At 66.4% G+C, this 20262-nt stretch carries 18 protein-coding genes; 9 read left to right on the top strand and 9 right to left on the bottom strand.

Annotated elements, in window-relative coordinates; translation table 11 throughout:
* Positions 1-74: 74 nt before the first annotated feature.
* Together ACFVUS_RS13105 and ACFVUS_RS13110 are read left to right on the top strand one after the other, a co-directional pair.
* Positions 75-1289 (top strand): DUF445 domain-containing protein, encoded by a 1215-nt coding sequence (locus tag ACFVUS_RS13105; protein ID WP_387764607.1) that lies wholly within the window; start codon positions 75-77, stop codon positions 1287-1289.
* 216 nt (positions 1290-1505) lie between these two features.
* Entirely contained in the window at positions 1506-2927 is a 1422-nt protein-coding gene (locus ACFVUS_RS13110; protein WP_387764609.1) for a short-chain fatty acyl-CoA regulator family protein, read from the top strand.
* Between the two features lie 83 nt (positions 2928-3010).
* Here ACFVUS_RS13110 and recG read toward each other — a convergent pair whose 3' ends face one another.
* Complete coding sequence (recG, locus tag ACFVUS_RS13115) at positions 3011-5278, bottom strand: ATP-dependent DNA helicase RecG (RefSeq protein WP_387764611.1); 2268 nt, start codon at positions 5276-5278, stop codon at positions 3011-3013.
* Positions 5279-7189 (bottom strand): DAK2 domain-containing protein, encoded by a 1911-nt coding sequence (locus ACFVUS_RS13120; RefSeq protein WP_387764613.1) that lies wholly within the window; start codon positions 7187-7189, stop codon positions 5279-5281. It lies immediately after the preceding gene.
* A 195-nt stretch (positions 7190-7384) separates the two neighbouring features.
* On the opposite strand from ACFVUS_RS13120, the gene tnpB reads away from it, so the two are divergent.
* The 3 genes from tnpB (at position 7385) to ACFVUS_RS13135 (ending at position 9772) form a co-directional block, all read left to right on the top strand.
* Positions 7385-8800: an IS607 family element RNA-guided endonuclease TnpB gene (gene tnpB, locus ACFVUS_RS13125; RefSeq protein ID WP_387764615.1), complete on the top strand. Its 1416-nt coding sequence runs from the start codon at positions 7385-7387 to the stop codon at positions 8798-8800.
* A gap of 193 nt (positions 8801-8993) precedes the next feature.
* Complete coding sequence (gene rpmB, locus ACFVUS_RS13130) at positions 8994-9185, top strand: 50S ribosomal protein L28 (RefSeq protein WP_039799620.1); 192 nt, start codon at positions 8994-8996, stop codon at positions 9183-9185.
* Between the two features lie 92 nt (positions 9186-9277).
* Positions 9278-9772 carry a GNAT family N-acetyltransferase gene (locus tag ACFVUS_RS13135; protein WP_387764617.1) on the top strand — a complete coding sequence of 165 codons (495 nt, stop codon included), beginning with the start codon at positions 9278-9280 and terminating at the stop codon, positions 9770-9772.
* A gap of 15 nt (positions 9773-9787) precedes the next feature.
* On the opposite strand, the gene ACFVUS_RS13140 is transcribed toward ACFVUS_RS13135, so the two are convergent.
* From ACFVUS_RS13140 to ACFVUS_RS13150, 3 genes are read right to left on the bottom strand one after another with little or no spacing between them, the layout of a single operon-like run.
* Positions 9788-10057: a hypothetical protein gene (locus ACFVUS_RS13140; protein ID WP_387764619.1), complete on the bottom strand. Its 270-nt coding sequence runs from the start codon at positions 10055-10057 to the stop codon at positions 9788-9790.
* Positions 10058-10093: 36 nt separating this feature from the next.
* Entirely contained in the window at positions 10094-10771 is a 678-nt protein-coding gene (locus tag ACFVUS_RS13145) for a uracil-DNA glycosylase (protein WP_387764620.1), read from the bottom strand.
* 47 nt (positions 10772-10818) lie between these two features.
* On the bottom strand, positions 10819-11781 hold the full coding sequence (locus ACFVUS_RS13150) for a thiamine-phosphate kinase (RefSeq protein ID WP_387765559.1): 963 nt from the start codon (positions 11779-11781) through the stop codon (positions 10819-10821).
* Positions 11782-11982: 201 nt separating this feature from the next.
* On the opposite strand from ACFVUS_RS13150, the gene ACFVUS_RS13155 reads away from it, so the two are divergent.
* Entirely contained in the window at positions 11983-12750 is a 768-nt protein-coding gene (locus ACFVUS_RS13155; protein ID WP_387764622.1) for a DUF3515 domain-containing protein, read from the top strand.
* A gap of 1 nt (position 12751) precedes the next feature.
* Here ACFVUS_RS13155 and ACFVUS_RS13160 read toward each other — a convergent pair whose 3' ends face one another.
* The 3 genes from ACFVUS_RS13160 to ACFVUS_RS13170 all read right to left on the bottom strand — a co-directional run bounded on the left by ACFVUS_RS13160 (position 12752) and on the right by ACFVUS_RS13170 (position 15310).
* Positions 12752-13048, bottom strand: a complete 297-nt coding sequence (locus tag ACFVUS_RS13160) for a DUF6191 domain-containing protein (RefSeq protein ID WP_387764624.1) — start codon at positions 13046-13048, stop codon at positions 12752-12754.
* Between the two features lie 80 nt (positions 13049-13128).
* Complete coding sequence (locus ACFVUS_RS13165; RefSeq protein ID WP_387764626.1) at positions 13129-14229, bottom strand: D-alanine--D-alanine ligase family protein; 1101 nt, start codon at positions 14227-14229, stop codon at positions 13129-13131.
* An 85-nt stretch (positions 14230-14314) separates the two neighbouring features.
* Complete coding sequence (locus ACFVUS_RS13170; protein ID WP_387764628.1) at positions 14315-15310, bottom strand: NAD(P)H-dependent glycerol-3-phosphate dehydrogenase; 996 nt, start codon at positions 15308-15310, stop codon at positions 14315-14317.
* 152 nt (positions 15311-15462) lie between these two features.
* Here ACFVUS_RS13170 and cofC point away from each other — a divergent pair, with 152 nt between their 5' ends.
* The 3 genes from cofC (at position 15463) to ACFVUS_RS13185 (ending at position 19357) form a co-directional block, all read left to right on the top strand.
* On the top strand, positions 15463-16152 hold the full coding sequence (gene cofC, locus ACFVUS_RS13175) for a 2-phospho-L-lactate guanylyltransferase (protein ID WP_387764630.1): 690 nt from the start codon (positions 15463-15465) through the stop codon (positions 16150-16152).
* 62 nt (positions 16153-16214) lie between these two features.
* Positions 16215-18404 carry an RNA degradosome polyphosphate kinase gene (locus ACFVUS_RS13180; RefSeq protein ID WP_387764632.1) on the top strand — a complete coding sequence of 730 codons (2190 nt, stop codon included), beginning with the start codon at positions 16215-16217 and terminating at the stop codon, positions 18402-18404.
* On the top strand, positions 18401-19357 hold the full coding sequence (locus tag ACFVUS_RS13185) for an NUDIX domain-containing protein (RefSeq protein WP_387764634.1): 957 nt from the start codon (positions 18401-18403) through the stop codon (positions 19355-19357). The genes ACFVUS_RS13180 and ACFVUS_RS13185 overlap by 4 nt, the downstream gene beginning before the upstream one ends.
* Positions 19358-19552: 195 nt before the next feature.
* On the opposite strand, the gene ACFVUS_RS13190 is transcribed toward ACFVUS_RS13185, so the two are convergent.
* Positions 19553-20194, bottom strand: a complete 642-nt coding sequence (locus ACFVUS_RS13190; RefSeq protein ID WP_364630377.1) for an HU family DNA-binding protein — start codon at positions 20192-20194, stop codon at positions 19553-19555.
* Between the last annotated feature and the right edge of the window lie 68 nt (positions 20195-20262).

Below are 20262 nucleotides of genomic sequence, written 5' to 3' on the forward strand. Positions count from 1 at the left end.
AACCGAATCACAGGATTCGAATAATCGCACCAGGGAGCGGTCATGGCAATACGTACAGCGCGGCAGCTCGCGTCGTGATCGCTGATTTCACCGAGCACTGGCTGCTGTACTGCTCGATCCCGGTGGTGGCGGCGCTCATCGGCTGGGTCACCAAGATCGTAGCCGTGCGGATGCTGATGTATCCGCTCGAATTCCGCGGTATCCCACCGTGGTTCGGCTGGCAGGGCGTGATTCCCCGGTCCGCACCACGCATGGCAACCATCGCCGTCGACCTGATGTTCGGCAAACTCATCGATCCGCGAGACATCATCGCCCGCATCGATATCGCCGAGCTGACAACGCGTTTGCGCGAACCGCTCGACGCGGGCGTGGACTACATGGTCCGCGAGATGATGCTCGAGCATCAACCGCGCCTGTGGGTGAACATGCCAGATGTCGCGCGGCGCGCGATCATCGAACGCGCGCAACGGGATCTGCCGCGGCTGATCGAGGACATCGTGTTCGATCTGCGCACCAATATCGATCAGGTGATGGATCTGCGCGGTATGGCGATCAACGCGCTGGTGGACGATAAGCGGCTGCTGGTGGAGATGGTGCGCCGGGTGGGCGCGCCCGAGCTGCGCTTCATCGTGCGATCCGGGCTGATATTCGGCACCGTTCTGGGTTTCGTGCAGATGATCACCTGGTCGTTCACCCATTCCCCCTGGCTCATGCCCGCTTTCGGCGGTTTCACCGGCCTGGTGACGGATTGGCTTGCGCTGCAAATGATCTTCCGGCCGATCAGACCGGTCGGCATCGGACCGCTGCGCTGGCAGGGCCTGTTCCATAAGCGCCGCGAACAGGTGTGCGCCGATTACGGCGATCTGATCGCCACCGAAATCCTCACCCCCGCACGGATTCTGGAAGCCGTGCTGAACGGCGAGCGTGCCGACCGGTTGGCATCACTGCTGAATCATCATGTGAGCGAATTCCTCAACGTACAGACCGGTCCGGCGAAACCGCTCATGCTCATGGTCGCGCGGGACAGTTACACCGCCATCGAGCGCGATGCCGTCGGCTTCGTGCTCGAGTATGTGCGCGCGGCGGCCCATTCCGGACTCGACCGGCATGCCATCGAGGCCCTGGACGTGCGCAGTCTCGTGATCGAGAAGACCAAACAGCTCACCGACGACGAGTACGAGGGCCTGCTGCGGCCGGCGTTCAAACAGGACGAGTGGAAGCTGGTCGCCATCGGAGCGGTCCTCGGATTCCTCGTCGGCGAACTTCAGGTTCACCTCATACTGACCTGACCGGACCGATCCGCTGTCCGATTGCTACCCCGGTTCGACAACGGCCGGGGTGGCTCCCGCGTACGATGAGTGCCTTGCGTATGAGAATTCATCTCCCCGAATTCGCACGCTACGCAGCCGCATCGCGAAGGCGAAACGCCACGCAGTAATACGAAATTGCGGCGAGTCCTTTCAAATTGCGATGTTTGCGAAGCGCGATCGGTAGCATCCTGCACTGTGCGCAAGATGTATGCGGGTGCTCGACTACGGCGGTTGCGCGAGGAACGGCGAATGACCCAGGCGGCCCTGGCCAAATCCCTGGATCTCTCGCCCAGCTACCTCAACCAGCTAGAGCGGGATCAGCGGCCACTCACCATTCCGGTACTGCTCAAATTGAACTCCACGTTCGATCTTGATGTGCAGTTCTTCGCCGCCGATTCCGATGCCCGGCTGGTCTCGGACCTACACGAGATCCTGGTCGAGGCCGCGGGCGGAAACGCGGCCCCGGTCGCCGAGGTCGAAGACCTGGCCACCCGGATGCCCGAAGTCGCGAAAATCGTTGTGGCCATGCACCGTCGACTACGCGCGGCCACCGATCAACTCGATCTGCTGTCCTCGAAAGTTGCCACCCCGACCGGGGCCCCGGGCGTACCCATGCCCTACGAGGACGTGCGGGACTTCTTCTACGACCACCACAATCACATCGCGCAACTGGATCTGGCCGCCGAGCGGCTGTTCGAGGACTGCGGGCTGACGGTGGGCTCCCTCGATCGCCAACTCGCGCGCGTCGCCGAGGAACGCGCGGGCGTCACCGTACTGGTGCGCGGCGACGGCGCGGACCCGAATGTGCCCAAGCGCCACTATGAACCGGAAACCCGCACGCTCACCCTGGCGCGGCGATTGCGGCCCGGGCAGCGCGCCTTCCAGATCGCCTCGACGCTGGCATTCCTGTTGCACGGCAACCTACTCGACGAGGTGCTGGACGAAACCCCTTCGCTCAGTGGGGAATCCAGAACCCTGGCCCGCATCGGCCTGGCCAATTACTTCGCGGGCGCACTCGTATTGCCCTACAGCAAGTTCCTGCGCTCGGCCGAGGAACTGCGCTACGACATCGACCTGCTCAGTCTGCGTTTCGAAGTCGGCTTCGAAACCGTCTGCCATCGCCTGTCCACCCTGCAACGCCAGGGCCAGCGCGGGGTCCCGTTCTTCCTCATTCGCACCGATCGCGCGGGCAATATCTCGAAACGCCAGTCCGCCACCGCCTTCCACTTCTCCAGAGTCGGCGGCAGCTGCCCGCTGTGGGTCGTGCACGAGGCCTTCGCCCATCCCGGCCGCATGCTCACCCAGGTCGCGGCCATGCCGGACGGCCGCCGCTACCTCTGGATAGCCCGCACCACCACACCGACCCCCACCGGATTCGGCACCGCCGGAAAAGAATTCGCCATCGGCCTGGGCTGCGATATCGAATACGCCGACCGCCTGTCCTACTCGCGCGGCCTGCAACTCGAGGACCCCACCGCCGCCATCCCCATCGGCGCGGGCTGCAAGGTCTGCGAGCGCCCCAACTGCGCCCAGCGCGCCTTCCCTCAGATAGGCCGCCCCCTGGCCATCACCGAAAACACCAGCAGCGACCTGCCCTACCCCCGCCTCCCGCGCTAGACGGACGTTCACCAGGAACTGATGGTCGCCGGATTGGGCGAATTCAGTGCATGAGTTCCTGGTGAACGATTGTCCGAGCGAGGTTATGACTTGGCGAGGTATTCGAGGCGTTCCCCGTCCACAGCGGCGTGCATCATGCCGGCCAGGCCCGGATGCTTCTTCAACCCCGGATCGGATTCTGTTACCTCCCTGGCCAATTGCTGCGCCGCGGTGATCACCTCGAGGTCGTCGAGCAGGGAGAGCAGGCGCAGGCTCCGGGCGGTGCCGGATTGGGCGGAGCCCAGCACATCGCCTTCGCGGCGCTGGCGCAGGTCGAGCACCGCCAGTTCGAAACCGTCGGTGGTTCCGGCGACCGCCTCCAGGCGGGCCATGGCGGTGCCGACCGGGCCGGATTCGGTGATGAGCAGGCACAATCCGGGGTGTTTGCCTCGGCCCACGCGGCCGCGGAGCTGATGCAGCTGGCTGACGCCGAAACGGTCGGCGTCCATGATCGCCATGACGGTGGCGTTCGGAACGTCGACGCCGACCTCGACCACCGTGGTGCAGACCAGTACATCGATCTCGGCGTCGTTGAAGGCGCGCATGACGCGGTCCTTCTCGTCCGAGTGCAGGCGGCCGTGCAGCAGGCCGATGCGCAGGTCTTTCAGCGGTCCGGTGCTCAGCATCTCGAAGATGTCGACCGCCGAATGGGTGGTGGGGCCTTCCTTCTCTTCCTCGGACTTCTTGCGGCCCTTGGTTTTCCCGTTCTCCTCTTCATCGCCGATGCGGGAGCACACCACATAGGCCTGACGGCCCGCGCCGACCTCCTCGTGAATGCGTTCCCAGGCGCGGTCCACCCAGGACGGTTTCAGCTTGGCGGGCACCACCTTCGAGGTGATCGGCGAGCGGCCGCGCGGGAGCTGGGTCAGGGTGGAGGTTTCCAGATCGCCCAGGGTCGTCATGGCGATGGTGCGCGGGATAGGGGTCGCGGTCATGACCAGCAGGTGCGGGCTTATGCCGTTCTTGGCCTTGGCGCGCAAGGCATCTCGCTGTTCCACACCGAAACGGTGCTGTTCGTCGACGATCACCATGCCGAGATCGAAGAATTCGACCGAATCCTGGATGAGGGCGTGCGTGCCGATGAGGATGCCCGCCTCGCCGGTGACGGCGTCCAGCAGTGCGGCGCGTTTCTGGCCGACCGACATGGAGCCGGTCACCAGCACCACCTTGGTGGCGATATCGGCCGCACCGAGTTCACCGGCCGTGGCGAGGTCGCCCAGCATTGCCTTGAGCGATCGATAGTGCTGGGAGGCAAGAACTTCCGTCGGTGCGAGCAGCGCGCACTGCTGGCCGTTGTCGACGACCTGGAGCATGGCGTGCAATGCGACGATGGTCTTGCCGGAGCCGACCTCACCCTGGAGCAGGCGGTGCATCGGATGGGTGCGGGACAGATCGGCGGAGATCTCGTCGATCACCGTGCGCTGGCCCTCGGTCAGTTCGAAGGGCAGGCGCTTGTCGAAAGCGGCTGCGATGCCGTCGGTTCGGGGCGGGCTCGGCTTGGCGGTGCGACCCTCGGCCTGATGCCGGCGCTCGGCGAGCACCAACTGCAAGGCCAGGGCTTCGTCGAAACGCAGTCGGCCCCTGGCCTGATCGATATCGGTCTTGCTGTCGGGTAGGTGAATCAGGCGCAGCGCGTCCGAGACCGGGAGCAGCGAATGCTCCTCGAGCAGATCCACCGGGAGCGGATCCTCGATGGGGTCGAGCTGATCGAGCACCTGACGCACACAGCGCAGCAGATCCCAGCTCTGCACCTTGGCGGTGGCGGGATAGACCGGGATGAATTCGCGTTCGAAGAACGAGACATCCACGCCGCCCGCACCTTTCGCGGTCGCCGCCAGACCGCGCAGCGCACCGCCGCCGCGCACCGAGGTGAGGTTCTCGATGGAACCGCCCTCCTTGTCCGGCAGGATCAGATAATCCGGATGCGAGAGATTCCAGCGGTCCGGCCGCCACCAGTGCACGGTGCCGGACATCATGGCGCGCACGCCCTCCTTCACCAGATGGCGCACCTTGTCGCCATTGAAGAAGGTGACCTCGATGGGTTTCGAGCCGCCGGTATCCAGGCTCACCTTGAGCAGGCTGCCGCGGCGGTTCTTCATCGGGCGCAGATCGGTTTTGGTGACCCGGCCCATGACGGTGATGTGCTGGCCCTCCTCCGGCGCCTCCTCGGTGAGAGGCTGGCCCTGGGTGGCGTAGCGCAGCGGATAGTGACGTAGCAGGTCCTCGACGGTATGCATGTCGAAGGCCTCGGCCAGCGGTTCGGCGGCTTTCACCCCGAGCACATGGTCGAGCCGATCACCCAGTGTCGCCACCTATTCCACCCCGATCTGCACCAGATCACCGGCCTGCCCGCCGGGATACACCACCACCTCGACACCCGGGAACGCGGCGCCGATGTGCTCGGCCAACTCCTGCGAAAGTCCTTGCGGCGCATCCGCGCCGATGAGCATGGTGACCAATTCGCCGCCCAGGCCCAGCATTCGATCCAGCAGCGTACGCCCGGCCGCCCGCGGATCGGGGTCGATCACCACCACATCGTGCCCGACCAGGCCGAGTCCATCACCCGCATCGCACATGCCGACGATCGTCAGCGCGCGTTCGGGCGCGATTCGCAAAGCGCCCCAACGGGTTCCGGCGGCGGCCTCGGACATGGCGAAGACATCGTCGGCGGCGGCGCGCCCGGCGTCGTGCATGGACAGCGCCGCGAGTCCCTGCACCATCGATCCGCTCGGCAGCATCAGCACATCGCGATTCCCGTCGCGCGCCGCCACACTCACCGCCATCAACTCGTGCGCGGGCAGCGCGCCGTTCGGCAGCACCAGCACCTCGCGATGCGGCAACCGTCTGATCCCGGCCAGCAGCGACTCCGCCGTCACCCGCCCCTGAAGCACCTGCGCCCCGGCGTCCTCGAACAGCCTTACCACCCCGTCCCCGGTGGCCACCGCCAGAATGCCGCGCTCGCCCGTACCCAGCGGCACCGGCCCCGCGGCCGCCAGCGTCTCGATCCGAATCCCGCTCAGCTCCCCGGCCGCGATCCCCGCCTCGACCGCGGCCCCCGCATCCGCACAGTGCACATGCGCCGACCAGGTACCCGCCCCATCCCCCACCACGACAACCGAATCCCCCAGCCCACCGAGCTTTTCGCGCAACTCGGCCACACCCGCCTCATCGGCCCCGGTCAGTAGGAACATGACCTCATAGTGCGGTGCCCCACCGACAAGTACGTGCGCACCACCGTCATCCGCATGCTCGGCACCGTTATTCGCATGCGCGCCACGGTCATCGAGCGCCCCCTCCCCCGATCCGGCCACCCGATCAATAGGCCCCGTCGCCACTTCCCCGCGCTGACCACCGGCACCCGACCCGGTGGACACCGCGCGCTCGGCCTGCCGCAGATACTCGGGACGGCCCGGAGCCTGCCCACCGGTGACGACCACCAATTCATCGAGCAGCACGAGCAACCCGCGCGCCCCGGCATCAACCACCCCCGCCCGGCGCAGCACTCCCAATTGCGACGTCGTCTCCCCCAGCGCCTTGGCCGCCCCATCGGCGGCGGCCAGCGCCACCGCGCTCAATACCTGTTCCGTACATTCCGCCGCGTGATCGGCCGCCCGATCCAGCACGGTAAGCATGGTCCCCTCCACCGGCGAACTCAGTGCCCCACGCACCAGCCGTGCGGCTCGCCGCAGAGCCAGCCGCAGCGTCGCCTCAGTGAGGTCTTCATCACGCACCGCATCGGCCATCCCCCGCAGCACCTGCGAAAGGATGATCCCCGAATTCCCCCGCGCCCCGATCGTCGCCGCCCGCGCCATGGCCGAGGCAACCACCCGCGCGGGCAGTCCCCCACCTGCACCCTCGGTCGATCCGCTCCCAGCCTCGATCGATCCGCCCCCAGCCTCCGGCGATCCGACCGCCGCCCGAACAGTCGCCACCCGCGGACCCGGTACGGCCGTGGCCTCCGCCTCAGCGCCCACACCGTCCGATACCGCCGCGAGCCCAGCGGGTTCGACGATCCGGCGGGTCGTGCCGCGATTGGCCGCCTCCTCGGCGGCAAGAATGGCGGCGCGCATGGTGGCCAGGAGGTTGGTACCGGTATCGGAATCCGCGACCGGGAACACATTGAGGGCGTTGATCTCATCGCGGTGCCGTTCCAGCCCGGACAGGCAGGCCTGTCCCCAGCGCAGCAGCGCCTCACCGTCGAGCACGTCCCCTACCCCGGGCACCGGCACCGTCCTTTCACCGCACATCAAAGTCGCTGTTCCCCCCGGCTGCCAGCCTAGTCGGGAGTCCCCGCACCGCGCCGTCACCTGACGTTCCGACGCTTTACAACCGGTTCCGACGAGTTCCGGTGCAGAACTGTTTGCGTGTCGGCCGATACATGGTGCCGTGTCGCATCCGAGCCACTTAACATCGAACAAGTGAGCGAATCCATTGTTCATTACGACCTGGAGACCGAGAAGGTCACAGTTCTTCAGGCATACCGCTTCGCGCTCGATCCGAGGCCCGATCAGGAACACGAGCTGGCCTCACACTGCGGAGCACAGCGTTTTGCCTACAACTGGGGTCTGGCACATATCAAAGCCAATCTGAACCAACGGGACGCGGAAAGAACCTATGGGCTGTCGGGCCAGGAACTGACCCCACCGGTGTCATGGTCCGCCTACAGCCTGCGCAAGGAATGGAATCGAGCCAAGGACGACGTCGCGCCCTGGTGGCCCGAGAATTCAAAGGAAGCTTACGCGTCAGGTCTGGCGAATCTGTCTGCCGCCCTGACGAATTGGCAACGGTCACGCACGGGACAACGCGCTGGTCGATACGTTGCGTTTCCCACGTTCAAGACCAAATCCACACGGCTGTCCTGCCGGTTCACCACGGGCAGCTTCGGCCTCGTCGCTGACGACCGCCGACATGTGCGATTGCCCCGGATCGGAGGCGTCCGCACCCACGAATCGACTCGCAAACTGGCTCGCCATATCGCACGCGGAACCGCCCGCATCCGCTCGGCCACCGTCACCTTCCGCGCGGGCCGATGGTTCGTTTCCTTCTCGGTTGAGGTCGAACGTGCCCCCCGGACGCCAACTCAGCCAAATTCGGTCATCGGTGTCGATGTGGGAATCCGATCGCTCGCGTTCCTGTCGACCGGCGAATCGATCCCGAATCCGAAGCACCTCGACGCCGACCTAGGGAAGCTGCGTCGCTTGCAGCGCCGAGCCGAGCGACGGCGAGGACCGGACCCGCGAAGAGAAGCCGCACCATCGAGGCGGTGGCACAAGACCCGGACCCAGATCGCCCGGGTGCACGCACGAGTCGCCAATGCGCGCCGTGACGGTCTTCACAAACTGACCAGCGGTATGGCCTCCCACCACGGCACGATCGTGATCGAACAGCTCAACGTGTCCGGGATGCTGAAGAACCGAACCCTGGCACGTGCGATCGCGGATGCGAGCTGGGCCGAGTTACGACGACAACTGGAGTACAAGACCCACCGGAATGGCGGATCACTCCAGGTAGCCGATCGCTGGTACCCGAGTTCCAAAACCTGTTCGGCCTGCGGCGAAGTGAAAGCCAAACTGCGCCTCCAGGACCGGATCTTTGCCTGTGATCACTGCGGGTTCACACTGGATCGAGATCTCAACGCCGCCCGCAATCTCGCGGAGCTGGCGACGTCCACGGCGAGTTGCGCCGGGACGGAAAACATGCCCGCTGGAAACCCGGGTAAGCCCCGCCTCGCGCGGGCAGCGGGTACTGCCACGGGAAGACCCTCCCACGCACGGGCGGGCCAACCCTGCCGGAGTAATCCGGCAGGTCGCGGAGGCCGTCCGGCGGCTTCGTGAACGGCAATTGGACATGGCCTGCCGGGGACGGTTACTCTTGCACGGTTGCCCGACGCGGGCACTGATCCTTCTCAGGCATCAGAAACGCGTTCGCTAGCGATTCGCTGGCAGGCACGTCCCCAGACATTACGTTTCCGGACTCGCTGTTTATTCGAGCAGCGCGTCCCAACATGACATGAAGGAGCTCGCGACTATGGCTGCCGTCTGCGACGTCTGCGCCAAGGGCCCCGGCTTCGGTAAGTCGGTTTCGCATTCGCACCGGCGCACCAACCGTCGTTGGAATCCGAACATTCAGACCGTGCGCGCCCAGGTTGCCCCCGGCAACACCCGCCGCATGAACGTGTGCACCTCCTGCCTGAAGGCCGGCAAGGTCGCCCGCGGCTGATTACCGCTTTTCTGTAAGAGCCCCGGCACCCACAATGGGTGATCCGGGGCTTTTGCTGTGCCCGGGGCACATTCATCGGGCAGGGGGCGAAAATGCGTGAGTGGCAGGTGGTTCCGCTCGGAGCCGAACACGTCTACAGCATGGCCGAATGCCATATCGCGTGCTGGCGTGAGGCGTATCAGGGATTGGTGCCCGCGCATGTGCTCGACGCGTTCGATGTCGATAAGCGCGCGGCGGCATGGGAGAAGATCCGGGTGAACTATCCCGGTCGCAATATCGTCGCCGTGCGCGATGACACGGTGATCGGATTCGCCAGCGCCGGACCATCGCGCGATGAATCACCGGTCGCGGAACGCGAAATCAGCGCCATGTATGTCCGGAAAGCCTGGTATGGCACCGGAGTTGCGCACACCCTCATGGAAACGGTGCTGGCCCAGGACGCCGATACCTCCCTCTGGGTGTTCGAGGAGAATCCGCGTGCCCGGGCCTTCTACCGCAAATTCGGCTTCGAACCCGACGGTGAACGCCGAGTCGAAGCCTTCACGCCCTCCATCGAAATTCGAATGGTGCGCCGCGCGGGGCGCTGAGGGCGTGCTGGTCGATCAGCGATCGCCGGTGAAGCAATCCAGGTTCTGGCTGATCGTCATCGGCAGGCAGGCGATCCGCGAGGTCACCTGCGAGCTCATCGTGGTGGCGCTATTGGTGTCGAACAAGCTCGCCACCTGGGTGCCACCCTCATTGTTCGTCGCCACCGGCGCGTTGGTGAAGGGCTCGAGCGTCAACGGTGCGGCATTGGCGGCAGCCGGAGCGGCGGCGAGGGCCGCTCCCGCCGCGAGCACCACGAAAACACCACGGGCAGTCTTGTTCTGCATTCACATGCTCCTGAATCGGATCAACGGATTCGCGCTCTAGGGCAGACGCCAGTCCACCGGCGCGGCACCCAATGTACCCAGCAATTCATTGGTTCGGGAGAACGGGCGCGATCCGAAGAATCCGCGCGAGGCGGACAACGGTGAGGGATGGGCGGATTCGATGTACGGCGTGGACCCCAGCATCGGCTTCAACGTGGAGGCGTCCTTACCCCACAGAATGGCGACGAGCGGCTGATCACGGGCCACGAGCGCGCGAATTGCCTGCTCCGTCACCGCTTCCCAGCCTTTACCGCGATGCGAGGCCGCCTGGCCCGGCTGCACGGTGAGAACTCGGTTCAACATGAGCACACCCTGATCCGACCACGGCGACAGATCACCGTTCGACGGCATCGGCAGTTCGAGATCCTTGGTGAGCTCGGAGAAGATATTGGCGAGGCTGCGCGGCACCGGTTTCACATCCGGTTCCACCGAGAAACTCAGCCCCATGGCATGGCCGGGAGTGGGGTACGGATCCTGGCCGACGATGAGAACCCGGACCTTGTCGAACGGCCGCTGGAAAGCGCGCAGCACATTCTCCCCCTTGGGGAGATAGCCACGGCCCGCGGTGTTTTCGGTACGGAGGAATTCGCCCATCTCGGCAATGCGGTCGGCCACCGGTTCCAGGGCCTCGGCCCACCCTGAATCGACGACCTCCGACAGCGGTTTATTGCCCATGTCGGGAGAACTTATCGTGACGAGTTTCGGGAGGGAAGACCGCCCACCTATGCGAAGGATTCCCAACCGGCGGGTCCGTTTCGGGCGATGCCGTCGACCGTCACACCGGAGCCCTCGATGACGCGGCCGATACGCACCCAACCTGCGGGAAGATCAACGGCATCAGCGAAAGTCGCGGCGAAGGCGTGATCCTCGCCGCCGGTCAGCACCCAGTCGAGGGCGTTCGCGTCGATCGCGTCGGCGATCACCTCCAGCACCGGATCGCGCAACGCCACGGAATCGAGATCGACAGCCACACCGGAGGATTCGGCGATATGACCCACATCCGCGAGCAGGCCGTCCGAGACATCGGTGAGGGCGGTGATCCGCACCATATCCGGCAGCGTCAGCACCTCGTCGTACGGTGGCTGCGGAACCTTGTGCACGGCAATGACATCGGCGAAACGTGAGGTGTCGACGCAGCGGAAGTGCTCGGGCTCGACGCCACCGTGCAGCAGCGCGAAACCCGCGCCCGACCAACCCAGCAGCCCGGCCACCGCGACGATATCGCCCGGCCGCGCACCGGATTTCAGGATCGGCTCGCGTCCGTCCGGATCGCCGAACGCGGTCACCGAGATCACCAGCAGCGGGGCGCTCACCACATCGCCGCCCGCGATGGAGGCCCCGGCCCGTTCGGCCTCGGCCCACATGCCGTCGGCGAGATCGGTGACGAAATCGATGGGGGTCTCGGGCGGACAGCCGAAGGACACCACGAACGCGCTCGGCGTGGCTCCCATCGCCACGACGTCGGCCGCGTTCTGCGCGATCGCCTTGCGCCCGATGTCATGCCCACTGGACCAGTCGAGCCGGAAATGTCGGTCTTGCACCAGCATGTCCGTTGTCACCACGAACCTGCCATCGGGCGCGGCCACCACCGCGGCGTCATCGCCGGGTCCGAGCAGCACCCCCGGGCCCTGTTTGCGCCCCGCGTTGATCCGGGCGATCACCCCGAACTCCCCCACCTCGCGCACCGTCCGCGCATCGGCCGCGTACCCCGGAAATTTCACACGGGAGCCACGACGCTGACTGCTGCTGGCGGTGATGACGGTCTCCTCGGCAATGAGTGGGCTGCGGACGCTCGACCTGGAAACGGTACCCTCGGACACGCAATCGACGACCACCAGCCGGGACGCGCTGTGCCCGGCCCGGCACGATCGGGGACCGACAACCGGATGAGCACCGACACCCACGGCAGCGACGCCACCGAACCCGGCACGGTAGATATCGCCAAGCCCGCCGCAGACGCGAGTGACAGCGCTGCCGCCGATACGCGGGCGGCCGCCGAGGAGTCGAAGTCCGGCACGACCACCGAGCCCGCGAACTCGGCGGGCAGCGGCGCACAGGCGGCCGCCGCGGGCGCGGAGAAGTCCACGGGCACCGGCGAATCCGATGACGAACCGGCCGAACGCCGCTCACCCGCGCTGATCGCGACCGCCGTGGCGCTGCCCATCGCGCTCGTGGCGGGCGTGCTGGTGATGGGTGTGCTGGCCAATCGGCATCCCGCGCGCGAGCCGCTGGTGCTGGGTGCGGTGCAGGCTCCCGCCGCGGCCGGGCCGCTGTGCTCGGCGCTGCTGCCCGCGCTGCCCGAGAAGCTCGGCGACTACACCAATTCCGAACTGGTGCAGCCCGCACCGGTGGGCGCGAAGGCGTGGCAGCTGTCCGACGGCGGGGACGCCATCGTGCTGCGCTGCGGCCTGGATCGGCCGCTGGAGTTCAATCGCGCCTCACCGTTGCAGGTGGTGAACGGCGTCAACTGGTTCGATGTGCGCGATCAGACCAGCGGTGCCGCCTCGGGCACGTACTGGGCGGTGGATCGCGGCACGTACATCGCGCTGACCATGCCCGACAATGCGGGACCGACTCCGCTGCAAGAGATTTCGGATGCCGTCAGCAAGGCGATGCCGCAGCAGGCGCTGGATCCGGGACCGCTGCCGAACTAGGTCAGAGCTTGGGCAGTCGGGCTTTGCCGGTGGTGAGGTCGATTTTCAGGCCGTCGGTGCCGTCGCCCGGATTCTCCCGGTGCATCAGGACCGATTGGCGCTGTTCGAATTCATGCTTCTTGCCGGATTCGAAGACCGAGCCGAATTGTTCGAAGCCGATGGCGGCGGCACTGCGATTCTCGTCTTCGCCGCCGCGCATCCACGGGAGCCCGGTGCGGCCGGTCACCTTGCGGTAGCCGACCTCCGCGAAGGCGACCACGATTATCAGGATCGCCAGGCCGGGGATGGTCATAGCCATGAGCACGCCATCCAGGTTACGCGGCGCCCCGGCGGCTGCCATCGACCTCAGGTCTGACGGCAGCTCCACCGGTTGGGGGGTCAGCGCAGGCCGGTGCCCCGGGCCAGCGCGGTTTCCACCAGCGTGGTCACCAGTTCGCCGCGGTCGATGCCGGTGGCCTCCCACATGCGCGGGTACATGGAGATGGCGGTGAACCCGGGCATGGTGTTGATCTCGTTGATGACCGGGCCGTTCGCGGTGACGAAGAAGTCGACGCGAGCCAGTCCCTGGCAGTCCAGCGCCCGGAACGCCTGTACGGCGAGTTCCCGAATCTGTTGCGACACATCGTCGTCCAGCTTGGCGGGGACATCGAATTCGCACACGTCGTCGAGGTATTTGGTGTCGAAGTCGTAGAACTCGGGGCCTTCGGGGGTTTCCTCCGGCATCCGAATCTCCGCCACCACACTGGCTTCCACCCGGCCGTCCGGGAATTCCAGTACGCCGCACTCGACTTCGCGGCCGATGATCCCGGCCTCGATGATCACCTTCGGATCATGCCGGCGCGCAACGGCGATGGCGGCGTCGAGCTCATTCCAGGCGTCGACCTTGGTGATGCCGATGGAGGAGCCGCCGCGCGCGGGCTTGACGAACACCGGCAGGCCGAGCCGATCGCGATCGGTCTCGGACAGCGTCGCGGTGCCCGCCCGCAGCACCACCTGAACGCCGATCGGAAGACCTTCCGCCGCAAGGAGTTTCTTGGTGAATTCCTTGTCCATACCGGCGGCGCTGGCCAGTACGCCCGGCCCCACATACGGCACCCCGGCGAGTTCGAGCAGGCCCTGGAGCGTGCCGTCCTCACCGAATGGCCCGTGCAGCACCGGGAATACCACATCCACGCTGCCGATCGCCGCGTCCGCGCTGTCGAGCGGAACCAGTCCGCCCGCGCGACTGGGATCGGCGGCCAGGGTCAGCTCGGTGCCGATCGAATCCACCGACGGCAGTTCCCGGCTCGCGTCCGCGGTGAGCGCGTGCGAGTCCGCGGCATTGAGCACCCAGGTGCCGTCCCGGGTGATGCCGATCGGAACCGCCTCGTACCGTTCGGGATCGAGGCTGCCCAAGACCGTACGGGCCGACACACACGAGACGCCATGCTCGTTGCTGCGCCCGCCGAACACCACCGCCACCCGGATCCTGTTGGTCATGCCCGGAACCATATCCGGCGGTGATGGCAGCGCGGTTACGCGGTAGCCCCAGGTCGCGTCGCAATCACGCCATGCCGCATCGCGATCACTCGGATTTGAGGCGACGCCCCAGCAGTTGTCCGACGGCATCGGCGGTGGGCAGCCCCTCGTGGCAGACCTGATGCATGGCATTGGTCAGCGGCATCTCCACCCCGTGCGCCGCGGCCAGCGCCCGCACCGATGTGCAGGACTTCACACCCTCGGCGACCTGGCCATGAGTGGCCTGCTGCGCGGCCTCCATGGTGCCGCCCGCGCCGAGCACATGTCCGAAGGAGCGGTTGCGCGAGAGCGGTGAGGTGCAGGTGGCGACCAGATCGCCGACCCCGGCGAGTCCGGCGAGCGTCACCGGTTCCGCGCCGACCGCCACACCCAGCCGGATGATCTCGGCGAGCCCACGCGTGATGAGGCTGGCAATCGAGTTGTCGCCCAACCCCATTCCGGAGGCGATACCGCAGGCCAGCGCGATCACGTTCTTGCACGCGCCGCCGATCTCGCAGCCGATCACATCGTGATTGGTGTACGGCCGGAAGTATCCGGTGGCGCTGGCGTGCTGCACCGCCTCGGCCCGCGCGGTATCGGTGCAGGCGACCACGGTCGCGGCGGGCTGCCGATCGGCGATCTCGCGCGCCAGGTTCGGCCCGGACAGCACCGCGACCCGGCTCGGATCCGCACCGCTGACTTCGGCGATGACCTGACTCATGCGCAGCAGCGTGCCGGTCTCGATGCCCTTGGCCAGACTCAGCAGCGTGGCGTCCGCCGGAATATCCGGCTGCCATTCGGCGAGATTGGCGCGCAGCGATTGCGATGGCACGGCCAGCACCACGATGTCGGCTCCCGCCAACGCGATCCGATGATCATCGGTGGCGGCGATCGGCGGCAGTGTCACCTCGGGCAGATACCAGGGATTGCGATGCTCGCTACCGAGCACCTTGGCCACCTCGGGCCGTCGCGCCCACATCGTGACGTCGGTTCCCGCCTCCGCCAACACCTTCGCGAACGCGGTCCCCCACGACCCCGCCCCCAACACCGCTGCCCTAGCCATCTGCCCAATATAAGCGCGCCCGAAATCCACCGCGCCGAGCATCGCAAACCGGGTACTCCGGGCGCAGGGAAGCGAGAGCGGGTACTACGGGTTATCGAGGAGCGTGGGCGGGCGCTCACATGGTCGTCACTTTGGAGTGGGAGGATTCGGGCATGCGGTCGACCGTGCACGCCGTGATCGCGGTGAAGAATCTCGAGCTGGCCAAGAGTCGGCTCGCGGATCGGCTGCTGCCGCGTGATCGGCCCAGATTGGTGCTGGCGATGCTGACCGACACCGTGACCGCGGCGGTGAATACGGCGGGCGTCGGATCGGTGACGGTGGTGACGCCGGATCCGGTGGTGAGTGAATTGGTGCGCGGGCTCGGTGCGCGCGTACAGCCCGAACCGGCGATTCCGGGTGGGCTCAATGCCGCGCTGGCGGCCGGGGCGGCGGCGATCCGCAATGCGCACGGCCCGGTCGATCTGCTTGCGCTACAGGCTGATCTGCCCGCGTTGCGGCCGCGCGAACTGGCCGACATGTTGAGCGCGGCGAAACATCGACGCTCGGTGGTTGCTGACCATGACGGCAGCGGCACCGTGGCACTGCTGGTACGGGATCCGGGCACGGCCCTGGATCCGCTCTTCGGCCCGGATTCGGCCCGCAGGCATATCGCCGCGGGCGCGGTCGAATTGCTCGGTGACTGGCCCGGATTACGGCAGGACGTGGACACCGCGGCGGATCTGGATCGCGCCGCCGCGCTCGGCGTCGGCGCGGCCACGGACACGCTCCTCAGTGAAATCGGCGTGTCGCAGGCGTGTCGGGGAGTCGAACAAGTACAGCGAACCGGTTCCTCACTGTGCTGACCGGGCGTGATCTGCGCTGCAATGGACGGTGTCAGAACGGCACCCCGCACACGACATAAGGAATGATCGTGAGAGTGAGCGATACGGATACCGTCAAGCAACCGCCGCTACTACCCGCGGCCCCGCCCGCGGCCACCCCACCGCCCACTGCCACGGCAGCGGCACGTTTGCCACAGGATCGGTACCTGAACCGAGAACTCAGCTGGCTCGACTTCAACGCGCGCGTGCTCGCGCTCGCCGAGGACACCTCGCAGCCCCTGCTGGAGCGCGCGAAATTCCTCGCGATCTTCGCGTCCAATCTCGACGAGTTCTATATGGTGCGCGTCGCCGGACTCAAACGCCGCGCGGAGACGGGTCTGTCGGTGCGGTCCGCCGATGGGCTGTCCCCCACCGAACAGCTGGAGATGATCGCGGCCCGCACCCAGGATCTGGCGGCCCGCCATGCCCGGGTATTCCTCGATCAGGTGCTGCCCGCCCTGACCGCGGAGAACATCGCCATCACCCGCTGGGCCGATCTCGACGACGGTGAACGGCAGCGGCTGTCCGGGTATTTCCAGGATCAGGTCTTCCCGGTGCTGACCCCGCTGGCCGTCGATCCGGCGCACCCGTTCCCGTACATCAGCGGCCTGAGCCTGAATCTGGCTGTCACGGTGAAGGATTCGGTCACCGGCGGCGAGCACTTCGCGCGCGTCAAGGTGCCGGACAATGTGGACCGCTTCGTCCGCGTGCGCCGTTCGCCGCGCGAATCCGGTGCGGCGCAAGGCACCGGACTGGCCCCGTTCCTGCCGATGGAAGAACTGATCGCCGCGCACCTGGATCAGCTTTTCCCGGGAATGGAAGTGGTGGAACACCATTCGTTCCGCATCACCCGCAACGCCGACCTAGAGGTCGAGGAGGATCGCGACGAGGACCTGCTACAGGCCCTCGAGCGCGAACTCGCGCGCCGCCGCTTCGGATCGCCGGTGCGGCTCGAGGTCTCGGACGATATGACCGAGCACATGCTGGATCTGCTGCTGCGCGAACTGGATGTCGATCCCGGCGATGTCATCCAGGTGCCCGGCCTGCTCGACCTGTCCTGCCTGTGGCAGGTGTACGGCGTGGACCGCCCCAATCTCAAGGACGCCCCGTACGTGCCAGCCACCCCGCCCGCCTTCGGCGAACGGGAAACGCCCCGAAACGTTTTCGCGGCGCTGCGCGAGGGCGATGTGCTGGTGCACCACCCGTACGACTCCTTCTCCACCAGCGTGCAGCGCTTCATCGAACAGGCCGCGGCCGATCCGCAGGTGCTGGCGATCAAGCAGACGCTGTACCGCACCTCGGGTGACTCCCCGATCGTGAACGCGCTCATCGACGCCGCCGAGGCCGGCAAGCAGGTGGTGGCGCTGGTCGAGATCAAGGCCCGCTTCGACGAGCAGGCCAACATCAAATGGGCTCGCGCACTGGAACAGGCGGGCGTGCACGTGGTCTACGGCCTGGTCGGTCTCAAGACGCACTGCAAGACCTGCCTGGTGGTGCGTCGCGAGGGCGCGACCATCCGGCGCTACTGCCATATCGGCACCGGTAATTACAATCCGAAGACCGCGCGGTTGTACGAGGACGTCGGCTTGCTCACTGCCGCACCGGAAATCGGCGCGGATCTGACGGATCTGTTCAACTCGCTGACCGGATACTCCCGAAAGTCGAGTTACCGCAACCTGCTCGTCGCGCCCATCGGTGTGCGGCAAGGGATTATCGAGCGCATCGAGCGCGAGGTGGAACTGGCCGCGCAGGGTGAACCGGCGCGAATCCGCTTGAAGGCCAACGCCCTGGTCGACGAGCAGATCATCGACGCGCTGTATCGGGCGTCGCAGGCGGGCGTTCCGGTACAGGTCGTGGTGCGCGGCATCTGCGGGCTGCGCCCGGGCGTGCCCGGGATGAGCGAGAACATCGAGGTGCGCTCGATTCTCGGCCGCTACCTGGAGCATTCGCGCATCCTGCACTTCGCCGCCCAGGATCAGTACTGGATCGGCAGCGCCGACATGATGCATCGCAATCTGGACCGGCGCGTGGAAGTGCTGGCGCAGGTGAAGGATCCGAAGCTGGCACAGCAGTTGGGCGAGGTCTTCGACTCCGCGCTCTACCCCACCACCCGCTGCTGGGTGCTGCGGCCCGACGGCAGCTGGGTGGCCCAGCCCGATCCCGATGTCGACGGCGAAGAGATTCGCGACCATCAGGACTACCTCATGCGACTGCGGCGTCCGGATCGCCCGTGACTCCACCGGACTACTCCCCCGCCGCCGATTTCCCGGATCCCCGGGTGAAAGCCAACATTCCGGCCGCGGGGGCCGTGCTGTGGCGTTACGCGCCCGACGGGGGCATCGAGATCGCCCTCGTCCACCGGCCCAAGTACGACGACTGGTCGCTGCCCAAGGGCAAGGTGGATCCGGGCGAGAGCCTGGTGATGACGACGGTGCGAGAAGTGGCCGAGGAGACCGGGATCCGCTCCCGGCTCGGCCGCTACCTCGGGCACGTCACCTATCCGGTGACCGGGCATCGCAAGCTCAAGCGCGTGGACTACTGGGCCGCACAGATTCTCGACGGCGATTTCGAATCGAACGCGGAAGTCGATGTGCTCCAGTGGCATCGGATCGACGGGCTGATGGACGCGCTGTCCTATCCCATGGATCGCCACATCGTGCGCAATTTCCTTCGGCTGCCGCCGGATACGGCCACCATGCTGCTGGTGCGCCATGCCAAGGCGGGCCGCCGGGACCGGTTCTCCGGCGATGACGACGAACGCCCGCTCGAAAAGGCCGGGCGCGCACAGGCTCGCGAGCTGGTGCCGAATCTGCTGGCGTTCGGCCCCACCGAAATCCATTCCGCCCCACCGGTGCGCTGTGTCCAAACCGTGACCCCGCTCGCCGAAAACCTGGGCCTGGACATCGAACTGGAGCCGCAGCTGTCCGAAACCGGTTATGCCGCCGCCCCCGACACCGCGCGCAAGCGCATTCGGGATCTGGCGGCCGAGCGGGAGATTCCGGTGATCTGCAGTCAGGGCAAGGTGATTCCGGATCTGCTGGAGTGGTGGGCGGACAAGGACGGCGTGACCCTGCCGCCCGCCCGTAATCGCAAGGGCAGCGTCTGGGTGCTCTCGGTGCAGCAGGGCCGCCTGGTCGCCGCCGATCATCTCGATCGCGCATTGAAACCGACCGACATTCAGCGCTAGGGCATTTCGAGCCGCCGGGATATTTCGCACTAGAGATTTGCGGCAATTACCCGGCGGCCGAACCATTTCCGGCCTCTGACGGGCCGAATGCCCGCGAACAACTACCCCCGAACGTGCGAAACGGCCCGGCGATGCCGGGCCGTCTCACATGTTGTGCCTTGCCGAAAACCCGTCAGCGACGGGCTGTTCGAGCTATCAGCGGCGGGCGGTGCGCTTCGCCGCGGTCTTCTTGGCCGGCGCCTTCTTGGCCGGAGCCTTCTTGGCGGCGGTGGCCTTCTTGGCGGCGGTGGCCTTGACGGCGGTCTTCTTGGCCGGCGCCTTCTTGGCGGTGGCCTTGGTGACCGTCTTCTTGGCAGCAGCCTTGGTGGCCGTCTTCTTGGCGGTGGCCTTCTTGGCCGGAGCCTTGGTGGCCGCCTTCTTCGCCGTGGTCTTGGCCGGTGCCTTGGTGGCGGCCTTCTTGGCGGTCTTCTTGGCAGCGGCCTTCTTCGCACCGGCCGGCTTGCCCGACACCGGAGCAGCCACACCACGTTTCACGGCCGGGCCGCTCGCGGTGATCTTCTGCTTGCCGGCGATGATCGCCTTGAACTGAGCGCCGGGACGGAAGGCAGGCACCGAAGTCGGCTTCACCTTGACGGTTTCGCCGGTGCGCGGGTTACGAGCAACGCGCGCTGCGCGCTTACGCTGTTCGAACACACCGAATCCCGTGATGGTGACGCTCTGACCTTTGTTCACAGCACGCACGATCGTATCTACCATCTGCTCAACTGCAGCAGTAGCGGTGCGCCTGTCAGTACCCAACTTCTCGGTCAGAACATCGATCAGTTCCGCCTTGTTCATTGAATCCTCCGCAGACTAATGGCCCGTCGTCGGACCGACTAGGTACCACGGTAAACCTTCTTTGAGCA

Source organism: Nocardia sp. NPDC058058, assembly GCF_042885355.1.
GTDB lineage: Bacteria > Actinomycetota > Actinomycetes > Mycobacteriales > Mycobacteriaceae > Nocardia.

Coding starts and splice junctions, on each gene's coding strand:
- ACFVUS_RS13170 (WP_387764628.1), bottom strand. CDS start 15,310: ATGGCTAGGGCAGCGGTGTTGGGGGCGGGGTCGTGGGGGACCGCGTTC.
- ACFVUS_RS13180 (WP_387764632.1), top strand. CDS start 16,215: ATGATCGTGAGAGTGAGCGATACGGATACCGTCAAGCAACCGCCGCTA.
- ACFVUS_RS13190 (WP_364630377.1), bottom strand. CDS start 20,194: ATGAACAAGGCGGAACTGATCGATGTTCTGACCGAGAAGTTGGGTACT.
- ACFVUS_RS13145 (WP_387764620.1), bottom strand. CDS start 10,771: ATGGGCAATAAACCGCTGTCGGAGGTCGTCGATTCAGGGTGGGCCGAG.
- ACFVUS_RS13160 (WP_387764624.1), bottom strand. CDS start 13,048: ATGGCTATGACCATCCCCGGCCTGGCGATCCTGATAATCGTGGTCGCC.
- ACFVUS_RS13165 (WP_387764626.1), bottom strand. CDS start 14,229: ATGACCAACAGGATCCGGGTGGCGGTGGTGTTCGGCGGGCGCAGCAAC.
- ACFVUS_RS13140 (WP_387764619.1), bottom strand. CDS start 10,057: ATGCAGAACAAGACTGCCCGTGGTGTTTTCGTGGTGCTCGCGGCGGGA.
- ACFVUS_RS13155 (WP_387764622.1), top strand. CDS start 11,983: ATGAGCACCGACACCCACGGCAGCGACGCCACCGAACCCGGCACGGTA.
- rpmB (WP_039799620.1), top strand. CDS start 8,994: ATGGCTGCCGTCTGCGACGTCTGCGCCAAGGGCCCCGGCTTCGGTAAG.
- cofC (WP_387764630.1), top strand. CDS start 15,463: ATGCGGTCGACCGTGCACGCCGTGATCGCGGTGAAGAATCTCGAGCTG.
- ACFVUS_RS13135 (WP_387764617.1), top strand. CDS start 9,278: ATGCGTGAGTGGCAGGTGGTTCCGCTCGGAGCCGAACACGTCTACAGC.